Source organism: Vibrio sp. 2092 (genome assembly GCF_033339635.1).
Classification (GTDB): domain Bacteria; phylum Pseudomonadota; class Gammaproteobacteria; order Enterobacterales; family Vibrionaceae; genus Vibrio; species Vibrio alginolyticus.
The window spans coordinates 14,656-30,233 of sequence record NZ_JAWOUY010000008.1 but is presented as its reverse complement, the minus strand read 5'-3'; the positions used below and the strand labels follow the sequence as shown (position 1 = coordinate 30,233).

Below are 15,578 nucleotides of genomic sequence, written 5' to 3'. Positions count from 1 at the left end.
TCAACGAAAACGAGGGCATGTCGCCCTCGTTTTTTATTCTTCGCATTTTTGTTTAGATAAACGCTTGTGACGGTTTGACGCGTTCGCTGCAGGCTTTTCCGGTACCATGCGCTTTTCATGAAGCAAATGACGAACCGCCAAGATGGGATGTTTCAGTAACATTCTGGGGCCAGAGTAACGCATGACCAAACGCATTTGTTCTTTCGGCTCTGGTTTGTAGCAGTGAATCGGACATTTATTACACGTCGGTTTATTCTCTCCATAAGGACAGCGGTCGAGGCGCACTTCTGCGTATTCAAGCAGCTCACGACATTCTGAGCATAAGTCACGTTTTGTTCCATGATGGTCATGACAGTAAACCTCTACCATGGCTTTTACTGTCTTAAATTCAGTGGCGAGTTTGCCAAGTAAAATATCGCTCATGCGCTATCCAAAAATCACAACATCATTGTGTAAAGTTCTAACGTGCGGCCATTATCATATTGCTGCTCAACTCGTTCAAACTCAAAGCCCAGTTTTTTGAGCAAACTTATACTACGAATATTGTCATTATTGGTGATGGCAACCAAATTATCGAGTTTCATTTCCTCTCTAGCGTATTCCAGCACTGCGGTTGCAGACTCCGTTCCGTAGCCGAAGCCATAAGCGGAAGGTAAAAATCCATATCCGAGATCATAGTGTTGTAATGTGTCACGTTTAACCAACCCACAAATCCCGATGGGTTGCCCATCTTCTTTCTTCTCTACAACGAGTAAACTCACGCCTTTAATTTGTTGCATGCGTAGCATGTTTTCTTTTATGTAACGCGCCGCTTCATATTCAGTACGAATTTGTTTGTCTCCGACAAAACGGTAGAAGTCTGGGTGGTTATAAAGTTCTAGTATAAATGGTGCATCATCTACACTCACAAGACGCAGTATCAAACGTTCGGTGTACAGTGTTTTCATTTGGGCTCCATTAAAACGCGATAGATGATTGGACATAGGAACGTACTTGAATTTTGCGACCGATACCGGCGCTTATTTAGTTGTAACTTGATAAAAAAGTAACTATCCTGCCTCGCTAAATTAAAGGACCACCACCATGAACCGCAAGAAGAAAATCAATCAGATCTTGAAAGCGAAGCAGAAGAAGCATAACGCTAAGCTACATAAGAGCAATAAGCCGCGTTATATCTCCAAAGCTGAACGCGCGAAAATGGAAGCTGAAGAACAAAACCAAGCTTCAGAACACACGGAAAACGTTGTAGACACAGCGAAGACAGATCAAGCCTAAAAGAAAAGCCGCTTCAAGCGGCTTTTTTGATATTCGGAGATAGTTAGCTTTAGTATTCGACACTGTAGTTCAGTGTGAATGTGCGACCTCTTCCTTTGTAGTCGTACGCTGCTGCATCGTAGTGTGCTGCATAAAGAATCTGCGCACGTTGTCCCCAAGCGGTTGTGTAGTCTTCGTCAAATAGGTTTTGAATACCAAAACCTAACTGCCCGATAGGTAGTGTTACGTTACCAAGAAGATCAAACGTAGTGTATCCATCTAGTTTATTGTTTGCGTCATCTTCGTAATCAAACATCGTCTGGCTTTGTAAACGTACTGAATAGCCATCCTGATAGTAAGCCGCCCACGCGTTCGCTTTTGATGTACTTGCTTTACCCGCGCTTAGATCTTCCCACTTACCGTTGGTTTTCAGCTCAGAAACCACATAGTGACCTGATGCACCTAACAAAATATCACGGTTTACCCAGTAGTTAATGTTTGCTTCGGCACCGTATACACGTTGCTCGTCATCAACATTGGTGATTAGGAGCGTCTTCTTGTCATACTTGATTGAGTTATCCGACACCGAGTAGTAACCCGCCGCTTGCAGTGCGACAGTATCCGTATCTAATCGGTAACCAATTTCATAGCTGTCCGTTTTGATGCCCGACATTTTTGAGTCAGATACATTAATGCTATTGTTCAACGCGTAGTGACCATTTGCATCCGCGGCATCGTAGCTACCTTGGCCGTAGTACTTTGCAGGATCAGCGAGTTCGAAACCTTGAGAGAAGTTCGCCCAAAGCTGAGATTCATCGTTAAGCTGATAAATGGTGCCCAAATTAAATAAGCTCACAGAGTAGTCAGTGCTGCCACCTGGTACCGCATCCGCTGATACACCATTACCCGATGCGATCTTCTTTTGTATACTATAGGCAACAAAATCATCAATCTTATTGTCCATGTATTGGTAGCGGTAGCCTGCTTGTACTGACCAATCTTGATTGATTTGGTAATCCCCTTGGACAAACATTGCGTAAGACGCCACATCAACATCTGGGTAACGCCCCACTTCGGCATAGGTTCGATTAATTAAGTTCCCAGAGCTGTTCGCAATGGTTGGATCGAACAGAGCCTGGTTACTTTCAAAACGGTCTAAGTACGCATCGACACCATAAACAAGTTTGAATGACTCCCAGCTTTTAGCTAACGCTAAGCGCCCAGCAAAAACTTCTGTTTTTTGTTGAGAGGCACTTTGGTAATAAGGAGTAAAGGTTTGGTCTTCACTACGGTAAGATAACTCGCCTATCAGTTGATGACCGAATACGCTGTCGTGAGCGTAGTTCGCACTTAAGAGAACTCGCTCTGTACCATGTTCACGGTCGGAATCGAACCCCTCTCGTACATCAACAAATTTATTGTTAACAATGTACAAACCGTATGGCGAATCTTGCTGGCTGTCATAGTATTGTGCGACAAAGTTTAACTTGCTGGCATCGGAGATTTGAATCTCGGTCGATCCCATAACATCGAGCGTTGAATTATACTGCAAGGAGCCCTGTGAAATGTCTGGGGTGACAATGTCGCCATTTGCGTCAAATGCACCTTGTGTCTCGGTGTACACAACCGAACCTCTAGCGGTAATTCGCTCATTACCACCCGAGATAGACTGAGCGAGTTTGTAATCAAAGTCATCGCTGCTGTTAAAACCTGTAGTGCCACTCATGTAGGATTCAAACGACAAGTCATCCGAGTACGCTTTCTTGGTGATAATGTTAATAACACCACCAGTAGCGCCTGCACCATAAATGGAGGTTGCACCAGATAGTACTTCAATTCGCTCGATGTTGAATGGGTCTATTGCGTCTAACTGACGACTAATCGGGCGAGAAGACTGTAACGAGACACCATCAATCATTACCAACATTGCTCTACCGCGAAGGTTCTGACCATAGTTAGTTCGACCACCGGTGCCGACGTCTAAAGAAGGGATGGTGGCAGAAAGAATATCACCCAGTGTCTTGCCCGCACGATATTGCTGAGCAATCTCTTCTTGGCCAACAAACCAAACCGTTCCTGGAATATCGGAGATCGATTTCGGCATCACACTGCCTACAACAACCAATTGCTCATCGCTCGGAGTCGATGTTTGTTGAAGATCTTCTGCTGCTATTGAGCTAACTGCGTATCCACTGCTCATCGCAAGTACGATGAGATTGAAAGAAAACGTCCTTTTCATCATTGTATTTATCTTTTTGTTGTCAACAAGAGTATGCAATGATACTTATTCTCACTCTCAAATCGAGCACTGTTACACAAGTTAAATAAATGTTAATTAAGAACCTTCTTGCTGATAAGCTGTCGATTTTCCTCTAAACGAGGACAATCTGCACAAAGCTTTCTGCCTTCACACTTATAGACTAAACAACAACTTTTTCTTACTAACTTTAGCGGCTGATCAGATTCCGTCTCATGAAGTGAGCGGCTATTATCAACATCCAAACCCATTGCGCTTAGCCACAAGACCGCATGCTCCTGAAGTGTCGAGTTAGTCATTTGCGGAAAGCGCTGTTGGAGACGAATTAAACAAGCCATGATTCCGTCCGACATCAATTGATGGGTGAAGCCAGGACGAATGCGTGTCCATTGACTCATCTCTTGTTGATAGAAGTCGAACAGTTCTCGGATTTGACGCCCCGCCTCTTTTATCAACGCCTCTGGCTCGCCATGTATATGCGCTTCGTCGGCGAATCGGTACCCAGAAACAAAACAAGGTTTGAGGTGCTGCGCTATCTCGCGAATGTTTGGCAACGTGTGGTAACCGTAAATAGAGATGAATGCGACATAAACTGGCTGCCAACAAAGTAAATCCCACGTTCTTGTCAACCAATATGCTTTTCCCGCTTCCGGATGAGCCTCCGAGATTTGCTGGTAAAGGCCTTGGATGATCGGGTTGATATCATTCTCGATATGGATAGCTTCTTGCCCTATCTCGCCGATATCACCGTGTAGGTAAGGTGTAATCTCACTCGAAGTTTGAAACAGTTGCGGGAAAAATTGCTCAGACATGATGGCTTATTGTTGGTGTAGTCATTCTGACACCTTTATACCCAAGCACCAATCGCAATGCAAACTATTATCCTTTGCGTTTTCATAACAAAGAAGCACTCTTAGGGTTAGTTATGAATGTATTTCCGAGTTCTGTGAAGCTGTAAGGTCTGGTTACGTATGCGATGAATAGCAACAAACTCTTAAACCTCTTCGCATTTAACGCTCACATGATCGCAAAAATACACAGCATAAAAACACCCTGATAAAACTGTGTTAACAGTTTCCCTGTGTAGCGTGAGTTATTGCCAATAATTGAATATTGCTGTTTCTTATCCAGCGGATTGTGAACAACATGAAGTATTTTCTTTCTGAATATCGAGACAATACAAAGAGGTAATTTGGCTATGTAGCCCTCTGTTTTAAATAAGGAAATCCACATGTTGTATCTTGAGTTTCTATTTTTGCTCGTGATGCTGTATATCGGCTCACGTTATGGTGGTATAGGCCTTGGGGTCGTATCCGGAATTGGCTTGGTGATTGAAGTCTTCATCTTTAAGATGCCGCCAACCTCTCCTCCTGTCACCGTTATGTTGATCATTTTAGCGGTGGTAACATGTGCTTCCATTCTTGAAGCCGCTGGCGGTTTGAAATACATGCTGCAAGTTGCCGAGCGTGTGCTTCGTAAGAACCCAAAACGCGTCACCCTTATTGCTCCTTTCGTGACTTACTTTATGACCTTCCTGCTTGGTACTGGCCACGCGGTTTACTCTATCATGCCAATCATTGGCGACGTTGCGCTTAAAAACGGCATTCGTCCAGAGCGTCCTATGGCTGCCGCTTCTGTCGCCTCTCAAATCGCAATCACAGCCTCGCCAATTTCAGCAGCAGTGGTTTACTACTTGGCGCAACTCTCCGACATTCAACACGAGATCACTCTGCTCTCAATTCTGCTCGTTACTGTACCTGCAACGCTATTCGGTACGTTGTTGATGTCACTTTACAGCCTAAAGCGTGGTAAAGAGCTAGACGACGATGAAGAATACCAAGAGCGTTTGAAAGATCCTGTGTGGAGAGAAAAAATCCTCAACACAACTGCAACGTCTCTTGATGAAGTACTACCAACAAGTGCTCGTAACTCTGTATTGCTGTTCATTGCATCGATCTTGGTTATCGTCGTTATCGCGATGTGGCCAGACATTCGTACCATCGTAGATGGCTCGAAGCCAATCAGCATGGCAGTTGTGATTCAAATGATGATGCTCTGCTTCGGCGGTATCATTTTGCTTGCGACCAAAACTGACCCGCGTGACGTACCAAATGGGGTGGTATTTAAATCTGGTATGGTGGCGGCGATTGCTATCTTCGGTATTGCATGGATGTCAGATACCTACTTCCAGTACGCTATGCCTCAATTTAAATCCGGCATCGTTGAGATGGTAACCAACTATCCTTGGACATTCGCGCTTGCGTTATTCATTGTGTCGGTTGTGGTGAACTCTCAAGCTGCAACGGCTCGCATGATGCTGCCTGTTGGTCTCGGCTTAGGTTTGGAACCTGCGCTGCTTATCGGCTTGATGCCAGCGGTATACGGCTACTTCTTTATTCCAAACTACCCTTCAGATATCGCGACTGTGAACTTCGATACCTCGGGCACAACTAAGATTGGTAAGTGGTACTTCAACCACTCATTCATGTCTGTGGGCTTAATCGGCGTGATTGGTGCGTGTTGCTTGGGTTACTTGCTAGGGCAAATGATCATTCCTTCGTAACTAGCCAAATCAACGATAAATTAGAGGCGAGTCATTGTACGTTTTCGTATAGCCTGAGTGACTCGCCTTTCTTTATTGCACTATTAACTACAGCAAGAAATCGTCATCAATCGCGACAAAATTGTCGGCACAATCAATCAGAGTTTGAGATGTAAGTTTAGGTACACCATAAACGGTCACCGTTTTATTGAAGCGCTGCTGAATTCTCTCTACTAGCAGACTAAAGTCTCCATCTCCCGAAACTAGAATCACTTCCTCAACTTCGGGAGCAATTTCAATTGCATCGAGAGTAATACCCACATCCCAATCGCCTTTCGAGCTGCCATCACGACGCTGGATGTAGGGTTTAAGCATCACCTCAAATCCAACACCACGAAGAATATGGTGGAACTGACGTTGCTTGGGATCATTGCTCGCAATAGCATAAGCACGAGCACTTACCACCTCTTTCCCTTGTGTGGCAACATACCAAAACTGGTTGTAATCAAAATTGCTTCGATACGCTTCGCGACAGGTGTAATACACATTCTGTACATCAACCAAAATGGCGATTTTTTGTTTGCTTTCCGAACTCATCTATTTCTACGCTCAATTTATTTGCTGCCTACCCTATGCCAGTTTTGGAAAAAGCACAATGAGCCAATTCCACTAAACTTAACGTATAAAAAGTTATTTGGGTTTCTAGGGGAACTGTCATGGGTGGAAAGTTACTAGTGATACTGCTTTCTTGTATCTTGTCATCGACAGCATTTGGTTATCCAGCGCACTCCAAATACTGGCCACATAGAAGTGTGCTCTACTTTGCGCCAGAAAATGATGAATACGTCAAACAATTCTTGCTAGAAACACTTATGAATGAGTGTGAGTTGGAAGACAGAGATGTCGTCACGCTGGTCATTACAGAACAAGGTTATACTTTTCCTGCTTGGCTTAAAGAAGAGTTCGACCTAAAAATGCTAGCTCGTCTTTATGAGGTCGAAAAAGGCTCTCATACCGCTATTTTGCTTGGTAAAGATGGTCTAGAAAAACACCGCTGGGGCGCAGAAACAGACTGGCCGTTTATCAACAACCTCATTGATCAAATGCCTATGCGTAAGCAAGAAATGCAGAGGCAACAAAGCCCCTGTAAAATATAGTCACTTCTGGGCAGTATTACGTTGCGAACCAATCCAACTTGTTGTGAAGTTGAGTCACGCTGCCAACCACAATCAATGCTGGGCTCACGGCTTGCTCTGCCATGATCGATAGCTCGTTCAAATTTCCTTGGAACACGCGCTGCTCTGGGCGCGTACCGTTTTCAATAATGGCGCATGACATCTCAGGATCTAACCCATGAGTGATCAGCTTATCCATAATATGGCCGCTTTGCTTCAACCCCATATAGAACACAAGTGTGTTGTTGGATTGCGCTAGTGAATGCCATTCAATCTCACGGCCATCTTTTTGTACGTGACCAGTAATGAACTGAACGCTTTGCGCGTGGTCACGATGCGTTAATGGAATACCTGCGTAAGCCGTTGCACCCGCAGCAGCTGTGATACCCGGAACCACTTCGTATTTGATGCCGAATTCTGCTAGCTCTTCTAGCTCTTCACCGCCACGACCAAAGATAAATGAATCGCCGCCTTTTAGACGTACAACGCGTTTACCTTCTTGCGCTTTTTGCACCAAGATTTGGTTGATTTGATCTTGAGGCACGCAGTGAAAATCGAGCTTTTTCCCAACATAAATCATCTCTGCTGATGCATGCGCCAACTCAAGAATCTCTTTTGATACCAATCGGTCGTACACCACAACTTCAGCCGCTTGAATGGCTTTTAAGCCTTTTACTGTGAGTAAATCAGGGTCACCAGGACCTGCACCAACAAGAGAAACAAAGCCGCTGTTTAAAGATGAGTTAACAGTTGTCATATCAACGCCTATCGAAAATTTGGACATAAAAAGTAACACTCAAGTCATTAACTCAAGGTTAAAATCACTCCAAGGAGTTATTACTTTTTATAGCTAAATCAATACAATACTTATCGAAAGTTAAATGAGTTGAACAGCCCTACCTACCATAGGTAGGGCCAGATAAAAGCGGTTTATTTTGCGATTGCAGGCTCTGTTTTTACTTCTTCTTCAACTACGTTGATAGAAGGCGCTGTTTTTGCGTGAGTTAGGTACAGTGGAATACAAGTCATTACTAGACCACCAACAATGTTACCTAGGATGGTTGGGATAAGGTTGAAGTTCAACCAAGTCGCGATACCAAAATCCGCACCTAGAATCATACCTAGTGGGAATAGGAACATGTTTACTACTGTGTGCTCGAATACTAGAGCGAAGAAGATGAAGATTGGGAACCACATCATTGCTACGCGACCAGATACTGAACGTGCTGTCATGTTGCCGATAACGCCTAGACATACCATTAGGTTACAGAAGATGCCGCGTACGAAACACGTGATCCATCCGTCCATACCCATGTTTTCAAAACCAAGGCTACGCGCGGTAGAAACAGCCACAAATTTCTTCGCTACTGCGTTCAGTTCTAGAGAGAAGTTACCTGTTAGAGAGATAGCCACTAGGTAAGCAACGATCAGAGAACCGATAAGGTTACCCAAGCCTACAAGACCCCAACAACGGAAGATACGACCCCAAGTGATGCCCGGACGGTTAGCAAACTTAGCCAGAGGCGCTAGACCAAAAACACCGGTTACTAGGTCATACCCCATCACACTTAGAATTACGAAACCAACGGGGAAAACAAGTGCTCCTACAAGACCGATACCCGTTTGTACAATCGCGGTAATAGCAACCACCACCGCAAGCGAAAGAATAACGCCAGCCATCGTACCGCGAAGCAGAAGGTCTCGCGTGCTTGTATTGGTTTTCGCTTCACCAACATTGATCATGGTTTGCACGAATTCTGCAGGCTTAAAATCAGTAGACATGAATGTGTCCTTATCCAAAATTGAAAGTTAAAAAGTTAAAGATTGAATAGAGAAAGGCTTCCCGTTGACACCTGAACGCTGTCTACAACACCTCGCTTCCCTGTTCCCCTGAGATGATGCTTGGAAAGCCTTTGTCTATTGAATCTAGGTTTCAGTTCATTCCCTCCCCTAAGAGGAGGGAATGAAAACCAAGCTTACGCAGAGATTTCTACTTCGCCGCTTGTTACGCGGGTTTTGTACGCTTTCACGCTAAAACGCTCGTCTTCCATGCACGCACCTGTTGTCAGGTTAAAGCGTTGCTTCTTAAGTGGGCTAGCCACCCAAAGCTCGCCTTGGTGCTCACAGATCAAACCGCGAGAAAGCACGTTTGATTGGAAGAACGGGTCTGTGTTGCTGATCGCCAGCACTTCTTCTGCTTTTGTTGGGCGGAATACCGCAACTTGCTGACCATCAACCAAAGCACAAACACCCGTGCCCGGTACGATATCGCTGATTTGGCAAATCTTTTCAAATGACATAATCAACCTTCCCTTATGCTTCAGTGATCGCTACGTGTAGGATGTCGCCTTTCGCTTCAGGGTGCTTTTCCGTGAAGGTTGCTGGGCGGTGCTGTTCGCGCTCTTGTACAAACACGACGTTTTCATCGCGCTTGTCAGAGTTGATGAAGTGCGCGAAACGAGTCAGTTGTGATTCGTCGTTGATGGTCGCAGTCCACTCACACTCATACTCGTCTACAAGCTTCGCTACGTCTGCTTCTAGTTGAGCGTTGATGCCAAGTTTGTCTTCAACAATCACTTCGCGTAGGTAGTCAACGCCACCTTCCATGTTTTCCATCCAAACTGATGTGCGTTGTAGTGGCGCAGCAGTACGGATGTAGAACATCATGAAGCGGTCGATGTACTTAATCAGCGTTTCTTTATCTAGGTCACTTGCAAGTAGGTCTGCGTGACGAGGCTTCATACCACCGTTACCACATACGTACATGTTCCAACCTGCATCAGTCGCGATAATGCCAAGGTCTTTACCTTGTGCTTCCGCACACTCACGAGTACAGCCAGAAACACCGAACTTCATCTTATGAGGTGTACGAATGCCTTTGTAACGGTTCTCGATGTAAGAACCTAGACCAACAGAGTCTTGAACACCGTAACGACACCAAGTAGAGCCCACACATGTCTTCGCCATACGAAGTGCTTTTGCGTACGCTTGACCTGTTTCGAAACCAGCGTCGATAAGCTTGCGCCAGATCTCTGGAAGATCGTCTTTTTGAGCACCAAACAGACCAATACGTTGAGCACCGGTTACTTTGGTGTATAGGTTGTATTCTGCTGCAACGTTCGCTAGTGCACTCAGTGCTTGAGGTGTTACTTCACCACCCGCCATACGTGGGATAACAGAGTAAGTACCGTCTTTTTGGATGTTACCTAGGAAGTTATCGTTCGTGTCGTGCAGCTTAACCAGTTGTGGCTTAAGGATGTGCTCACCCCAGCAAGAAGCCAAGATAGAACCAGCCAGTGGTTTACAAACTTCACAGCCGTAACCTTTACCGTATTTCTCTAGAAGCTCATCAAACGTTTTGATCTCTTCAATACGGATTAGGTGGAACAGCTCTTGGCGTGAGTATGCAAAGTGCTCACACACGTCGTTCTTCACTTCGATACCAGATTTAGCAAGCTCAGCATTTAGAACAGACGTCACTAGAGGAATACAACCACCACAGCCTGTACCCGCGCCCGTCACGGCTTTGATGTCGCCCAATGTGTGGTGACCATCAGCAACCGCTTGTGCGATCTTGCCTTTGGTTACGTCGAAACAAGAGCAGATCACTGCACTTTCTGGTAGAGCATCTGCACCTAGTGCTGGTTTCTCAGCGCCTGCGTGTGCAGGAAGGATCAACGCATCTGGGTGTTCTGGTAGGTCGATTTCGTTCAACATAAGTTGAAGCAGGTCGCCGTAGTCAGACGTATCGCCAACCATAACCGCGCCAAGCAGTTTCTTGTTGTCTTTAGAAACGATAAGACGTTTGTAGACTTCTTGTTCTTCGTTCTGGTAAACGTAACTCTTACAACCTTCAGTACGACCGTTCGCGTCACCGATTGAACCTACTTTTACACCTAGAAGTTTCAGCTTCGCAGACATGTCAGCGCCTTCGAATTTGCTTTCTGTGTTACCTAGTAGGTGATCAACGGCAACTGTCGCCATCTTGTAGCCAGGAGCAACAAGGCCGTAGAACATTTCGTTCCAAGACGCACACTCACCAATCGCGTAGATGTTCTCATCAGAAGTCTGACAATGATCGTTGATAGCAACACCGCCACGAGGTGCCACTTCTAGCTCCATTTGGCGTGCTAGTTTGTCTTGTGGACGAATACCTGCAGAGAATACGATGAAGTCTGTTTCTAGTTCTGAACCGTCAGCAAAACGCATAACGTTGCGTGCGTTTGTGCCTTCTGGCGCAATCTCAAGCGTATTTTTGCTGGTGTGAACGTTCACGCCCATACGCTCGATCTTTTGACGAAGCTGGTTACCACCAGCCAGGTCAAGTTGCTCAGCCATTAGTTTTGGCGCGAACTCAACAACGTGCGTTTCTACACCCAGTGCTTTCAGTGCGCCTGCTGCTTCAAGGCCTAGCAGACCACCACCGACAACAACGCCTGATTTGCTCTTCTTCGCACACGCTTCGATCGCTTTAAGATCTTCGATAGTACGGTAAACAAAACAGTCTTTGCTTTCGTGACCTTTGATAGGTGGAACAAATGGGAATGAGCCAGTAGCAAGAATCAGCTTGTCGTATTGAACTTCACGGCCAGTGCTTGAGTAAACAATGCGGTTTTCACGGTTGATGTTAATCGCGCGTTCGCCGATCAGCATGTTAATACCGTGTTTCTCGTAGAAGCCTTCTTTTACTAAAGAAAGTTCATCTGCAGTATGGTGAGAAAAGTAAGAGGAAAGGTGCACACGGTCGTATGCGACACGAGGTTCTTCACAGAAAACCGTAATGTCTATATTAGACATATCAGCTTTCTCGACTAAGTCTTCAATATAACGGTGCCCTACCATACCGTTACCGATGACTACTAGCTTCAACTTGCTCATTATAATTCCTAAGGGTTAGGTTCTTATCACTGAGCTCATTGTTAATTGTGAAAGAAAATTAATACATGATGTAAATCAATTACAATTTCAAACTACCCTAAAGGGGTAGATGAACGTATTTATCTGACTATTGCGAAATAAAAAGTAATTTATTAACGGATATTGGTAGTTTTAACAAACTGAGATAACCGAAGCCATGCTAGCAACGGACTATACCGTTTTGCTTTTATGAAGTTAGGCTGACCATCGAAACCGAGCACACCTACGATAAATCCTGCTTTGCTTCTAAACGACGCACTCACTTGACTTCACCGTTTCAAGGTGATCAGAGAACAATATCTGAAGTGATTGAAAGATTTAGAAAAATCAAGCTTCACAACAAAAATTTTTTACTAGCTAAGTCGCACTATAAAGACTAAAATCAGGTTTAGTTCATATGGAATAGCGTCCATATGATTGATACCGTAATTGACATATAGAGTGCCGTCCCATTTTTGTGAGGCGGCCTTTTATTTGGGAGTCATAAAATGTCAGAAAACAATTCTATCTACATCTCAAGCTTAGATATGAACCGAATCACGGCTTTGTTGGATAAAATGCCAAACATCGCAGCGGAGCTTGTGGAATTAGAAGCAGAGCTCGACCGAGCAACAGTTCTTGAGCCAGAACAAATGCCAGATAACGTGGTCACGATGAACTCGACTGTAGAGTTTAAATTTTCAGGTGAAGATAGAACCATGACAAAGACACTGGTTTACCCTTCTGAACTGAAAAGCAGTGATGATATCTCTATTTTTGCACCCGTAGGCAGCGCACTGATCGGTTTGTCTGTCGGCCAAAAACTTGACTGGCCAATGCCAAATAATCAAGTGAAGACAATTGAAATTGTCGATATCACATACCAACCTGAGCGTTGTGGTGCACTAAACCGCTAACCCTCAGTAGTCCCGGTGCAAAGGCCTCCATTTAAGACTTTGCACCAGGAGAGCCCCTCGCTTACCCCCTATTTCCTTCTTTGTTTTCCAAGCATTTACTTTACTGCTCTTAAGTAACATCACCGATTCTTTATTATTTACCGCATATTCAATATTTATATCTCCAAGCTCAATCATAGAAATTGCAAAGTATTTTTCGTATATTGTCGCTCCGAAAACGACGTAAATTATGCGCAAAATGGAAGAATATCTAACTCGAATTGCCTGCTTAGAAAAAGAAAATGAAGAGCTGAAGCGGAAGAATGCGCGACTACAAGAAAAGTTGAATGCTGCACTCGACAGTAATGGACTGTGTTTGTGGGAGCAGCATATTCCTTCAGGTACTTTGACGATATTCAATATGCAGTGGGGAAAAATGCTAGGTTATCAGCCCCATGAGTTAACCGCGACGGTTGAAACGTGGAAAAACAATCTCCACCCTGAAGATTATGATCTTGCGGTGGGTGCATTTGAAGATCACCTAGCAGGCAAGACCGACCTTTATGAGGTAGTGCATCGCATGATTCATAAAGACGGCAGTGATAGCTGGGTCTACGATCGAGGGCGCATCGTCGAGTATGGTTCTGATGGCGAACCACTACGGATGATGGGTACTCATATCGATATTACAAAAGAAAAGCGTTATGAGCAGCAACTGGCCAAGTTGGCTTCGAGTGATCCATTGACTGGATTGTTAAATAGAAAAGCAATTGAGGAAAACTTTAATCATCAACCTCAAACCGAACCGTCTCAGCAGTCTGCTTTAGTGTTTGTTGATATAGATAATTTTAAAGCAGTTAACGACCAGCTAGGCCATCATACTGGCGACACCCTCCTCATCAATATCGCCAATAGCTTAACAGAGCTTGCGTCAAGCAAGTCTCAAGTTGGACGCATAGGAGGCGATGAATTTGTTATCTTAAACTGGCATTCAAGTCGAGAGGAGATATCCCAACTTTGCAATCAACTCTTAGATTCAATCATTCCAGCGATAAATCAAGACTTACATAAAGTAACGATAGGAATGAGTATCGGTGTTTGTCTCTTTAACAAAGGAAAGCAACCGTTTAATGAAGTGTATCAAAAAGCCGATCACGCAATGTATGAGATAAAGAAAAATGGCAAAAATGGAGTACAATTTTTCAACTTAAAAAGTTGATATCTCTCCATAAATCATCATGTTATGAAATCAGTCATTTGCTACAACTTGAACTAACTAAAGATAAATTCTTTATATCTAAGCCAGTTACCGAAATTACCCCTAGGTACTCATAAATTTGGCACGATACAAATAAATCCCCTCCTCTCCTAGCATCAACCCAATAAGCAACTACACTCATTTAACTGATAGATTAATTACTACTATTATGAAGGGAGTTGTTTTTGATGGATACAAAACAGATTTCTACAGTTATCATAATTTTAGTTCTTTCTGCATTAGTAGTTGCTTATTTAAAGTTAACAACGGTATCAAATGCTATCCACAAACCTACAACAATCGGTATATCTAAGACGCCTCTGTCAGCCCCTTTTATCATTGCAGAGCACATAGGTGCGTTTGAAGAAAACGATTTAAACGTCGAACTTATCATGTGCTTTGGAGGGGTCGAATGTTCAAACCTACTTCTAGAAAACCATGTTAATTACGCCACTTTTTCTGAAAGCGTACTGATGTTTAAAAGCTTTGAATACAAAGATTTAGCATTAATCACTTCTTTTGCATCTTCTACGAATGATATTAAGCTGCTAACTAAAAAGCGGTCTGGTATAGAAAGTATAGATAAATTACCAGGAAAAAAGGTTGGTGTAATAAAAAAGAGCGCTAGCGAATATTACTTAGACTTGTTGCTACAGGTAAATGACATTGATTTAGAAAAAGTAGAAAAAATATCATCAACAACGCAGGTTATTATAAATCATTTAATACAAGGAAACGTCGATGCAATATCTACTTGGGAGCCATACGGATTTATGGCCAAGAATAGAATAAATGAAGAAGTAAAGAACATAGGAATTATTGGCGTGTATAAACTTTACTTTTTGCTTGTATCAAAAGAAATACACATTGAAAAATCAGATCAAGAAGTAATGAAAATAATAAAGTCACTTCATCACTCAATTAACTGGATGGATAAAAACCCTCATTTAACAATGAAAATACTATCACAAAAACTTAACACAACAGTTGAAGAAATATCTTGGAGTTGGGATGATTATAACTTTCGATTAAATTTAACGAATTCTTTATTATTTACATTACAATCAGAAGCTAATTGGGCATTAAAACAAAACTATGTAGAAGGACAGATTCCAAATTACAGAAAAATATTTAAAGAAAACTATATCAATTCATATTTTGATGGTCTAGATTAAAATGCATCGTTCGTTAAACCACTATTTAGCATCACTATTCAGTCTAAGCGTAATACTATGTATCAGCGTTATAGTATACATAAGCTTCATAAAAATAGAAGATTATAAAGCCAAGAAACAATTAA

General features: G+C 43.3%; 15 protein-coding genes. 6 read left to right on the top strand and 9 right to left on the bottom strand.

All coding sequences use genetic code 11. From position 1 onward, the window contains the following. Positions 1-33: 33 nt before the first annotated feature. The gene (locus R7P80_RS14915) at positions 34-423 is read right to left on the bottom strand and encodes a nitrous oxide-stimulated promoter family protein (RefSeq protein ID WP_005387988.1); all 390 of its coding nucleotides are present in this window, start codon (positions 421-423) and stop codon (positions 34-36) included. Positions 424-437: 14 nt separating this feature from the next. Continuing rightward, positions 438-947 (bottom strand): GNAT family N-acetyltransferase, encoded by a 510-nt coding sequence (locus tag R7P80_RS14910; protein ID WP_054865303.1) that lies wholly within the window; start codon positions 945-947, stop codon positions 438-440. 136 nt (positions 948-1,083) lie between these two features. Between R7P80_RS14910 and R7P80_RS14905 the strand changes: the two genes are divergently transcribed. Continuing rightward, positions 1,084-1,275: a DUF2986 domain-containing protein gene (locus R7P80_RS14905; protein WP_171342947.1), complete on the top strand. Its 192-nt coding sequence runs from the start codon at positions 1,084-1,086 to the stop codon at positions 1,273-1,275. 49 nt (positions 1,276-1,324) lie between these two features. On the opposite strand, the gene R7P80_RS14900 is transcribed toward R7P80_RS14905, so the two are convergent. Next, a complete protein-coding gene (locus tag R7P80_RS14900) occupies positions 1,325-3,496 on the bottom strand; it encodes a TonB-dependent receptor (RefSeq protein WP_085569014.1) in 2,172 nt (723 codons plus the stop codon). 89 nt (positions 3,497-3,585) lie between these two features. Next, complete coding sequence (locus R7P80_RS14895; protein WP_225492131.1) at positions 3,586-4,323, bottom strand: siderophore ferric iron reductase; 738 nt, start codon at positions 4,321-4,323, stop codon at positions 3,586-3,588. Positions 4,324-4,742: 419 nt separating this feature from the next. On the opposite strand from R7P80_RS14895, the gene R7P80_RS14890 reads away from it, so the two are divergent. Continuing rightward, positions 4,743-6,074, top strand: a complete 1,332-nt coding sequence (locus R7P80_RS14890) for an anaerobic C4-dicarboxylate transporter (protein WP_005376060.1) — start codon at positions 4,743-4,745, stop codon at positions 6,072-6,074. 87 nt (positions 6,075-6,161) lie between these two features. Here the strand turns inward: R7P80_RS14890 and R7P80_RS14885 are convergent, their stop codons facing one another. Beyond that, positions 6,162-6,650 carry an NYN domain-containing protein gene (locus R7P80_RS14885; protein WP_005387978.1) on the bottom strand — a complete coding sequence of 163 codons (489 nt, stop codon included), beginning with the start codon at positions 6,648-6,650 and terminating at the stop codon, positions 6,162-6,164. A gap of 119 nt (positions 6,651-6,769) precedes the next feature. Here R7P80_RS14885 and R7P80_RS14880 point away from each other — a divergent pair, with 119 nt between their 5' ends. After that, positions 6,770-7,210: a DUF4174 domain-containing protein gene (locus R7P80_RS14880; RefSeq protein ID WP_005376058.1), complete on the top strand. Its 441-nt coding sequence runs from the start codon at positions 6,770-6,772 to the stop codon at positions 7,208-7,210. A gap of 16 nt (positions 7,211-7,226) precedes the next feature. Here the strand turns inward: R7P80_RS14880 and cobA are convergent, their stop codons facing one another. The 4 genes from cobA to nirB form a co-directional block, all read right to left on the bottom strand. Next, complete coding sequence (gene cobA, locus R7P80_RS14875) at positions 7,227-7,985, bottom strand: uroporphyrinogen-III C-methyltransferase (RefSeq protein WP_167416015.1); 759 nt, start codon at positions 7,983-7,985, stop codon at positions 7,227-7,229. Positions 7,986-8,158: 173 nt separating this feature from the next. Beyond that, the gene (locus tag R7P80_RS14870) at positions 8,159-9,010 is read right to left on the bottom strand and encodes a formate/nitrite transporter family protein (protein WP_033907034.1); all 852 of its coding nucleotides are present in this window, start codon (positions 9,008-9,010) and stop codon (positions 8,159-8,161) included. Positions 9,011-9,204: 194 nt separating this feature from the next. After that, positions 9,205-9,528, bottom strand: a complete 324-nt coding sequence (nirD, locus tag R7P80_RS14865; RefSeq protein ID WP_025767738.1) for a nitrite reductase small subunit NirD — start codon at positions 9,526-9,528, stop codon at positions 9,205-9,207. Between the two features lie 13 nt (positions 9,529-9,541). Then, a complete protein-coding gene (gene nirB / locus R7P80_RS14860; RefSeq protein ID WP_025767737.1) occupies positions 9,542-12,106 on the bottom strand; it encodes a nitrite reductase large subunit NirB in 2,565 nt (854 codons plus the stop codon). 527 nt (positions 12,107-12,633) lie between these two features. On the opposite strand from nirB, the gene rnk reads away from it, so the two are divergent. The 3 genes from rnk to R7P80_RS14845 all read left to right on the top strand — a co-directional run bounded on the left by rnk (position 12,634) and on the right by R7P80_RS14845 (position 15,453). Then, positions 12,634-13,041 carry a nucleoside diphosphate kinase regulator gene (gene rnk, locus R7P80_RS14855; RefSeq protein ID WP_005390213.1) on the top strand — a complete coding sequence of 136 codons (408 nt, stop codon included), beginning with the start codon at positions 12,634-12,636 and terminating at the stop codon, positions 13,039-13,041. Between the two features lie 238 nt (positions 13,042-13,279). Next, complete coding sequence (locus tag R7P80_RS14850) at positions 13,280-14,239, top strand: GGDEF domain-containing protein (RefSeq protein ID WP_025767735.1); 960 nt, start codon at positions 13,280-13,282, stop codon at positions 14,237-14,239. A 227-nt stretch (positions 14,240-14,466) separates the two neighbouring features. Continuing rightward, the gene (locus R7P80_RS14845; RefSeq protein WP_136976404.1) at positions 14,467-15,453 is read left to right on the top strand and encodes an ABC transporter substrate-binding protein; all 987 of its coding nucleotides are present in this window, start codon (positions 14,467-14,469) and stop codon (positions 15,451-15,453) included. Positions 15,454-15,578 lie beyond the last annotated feature (125 nt).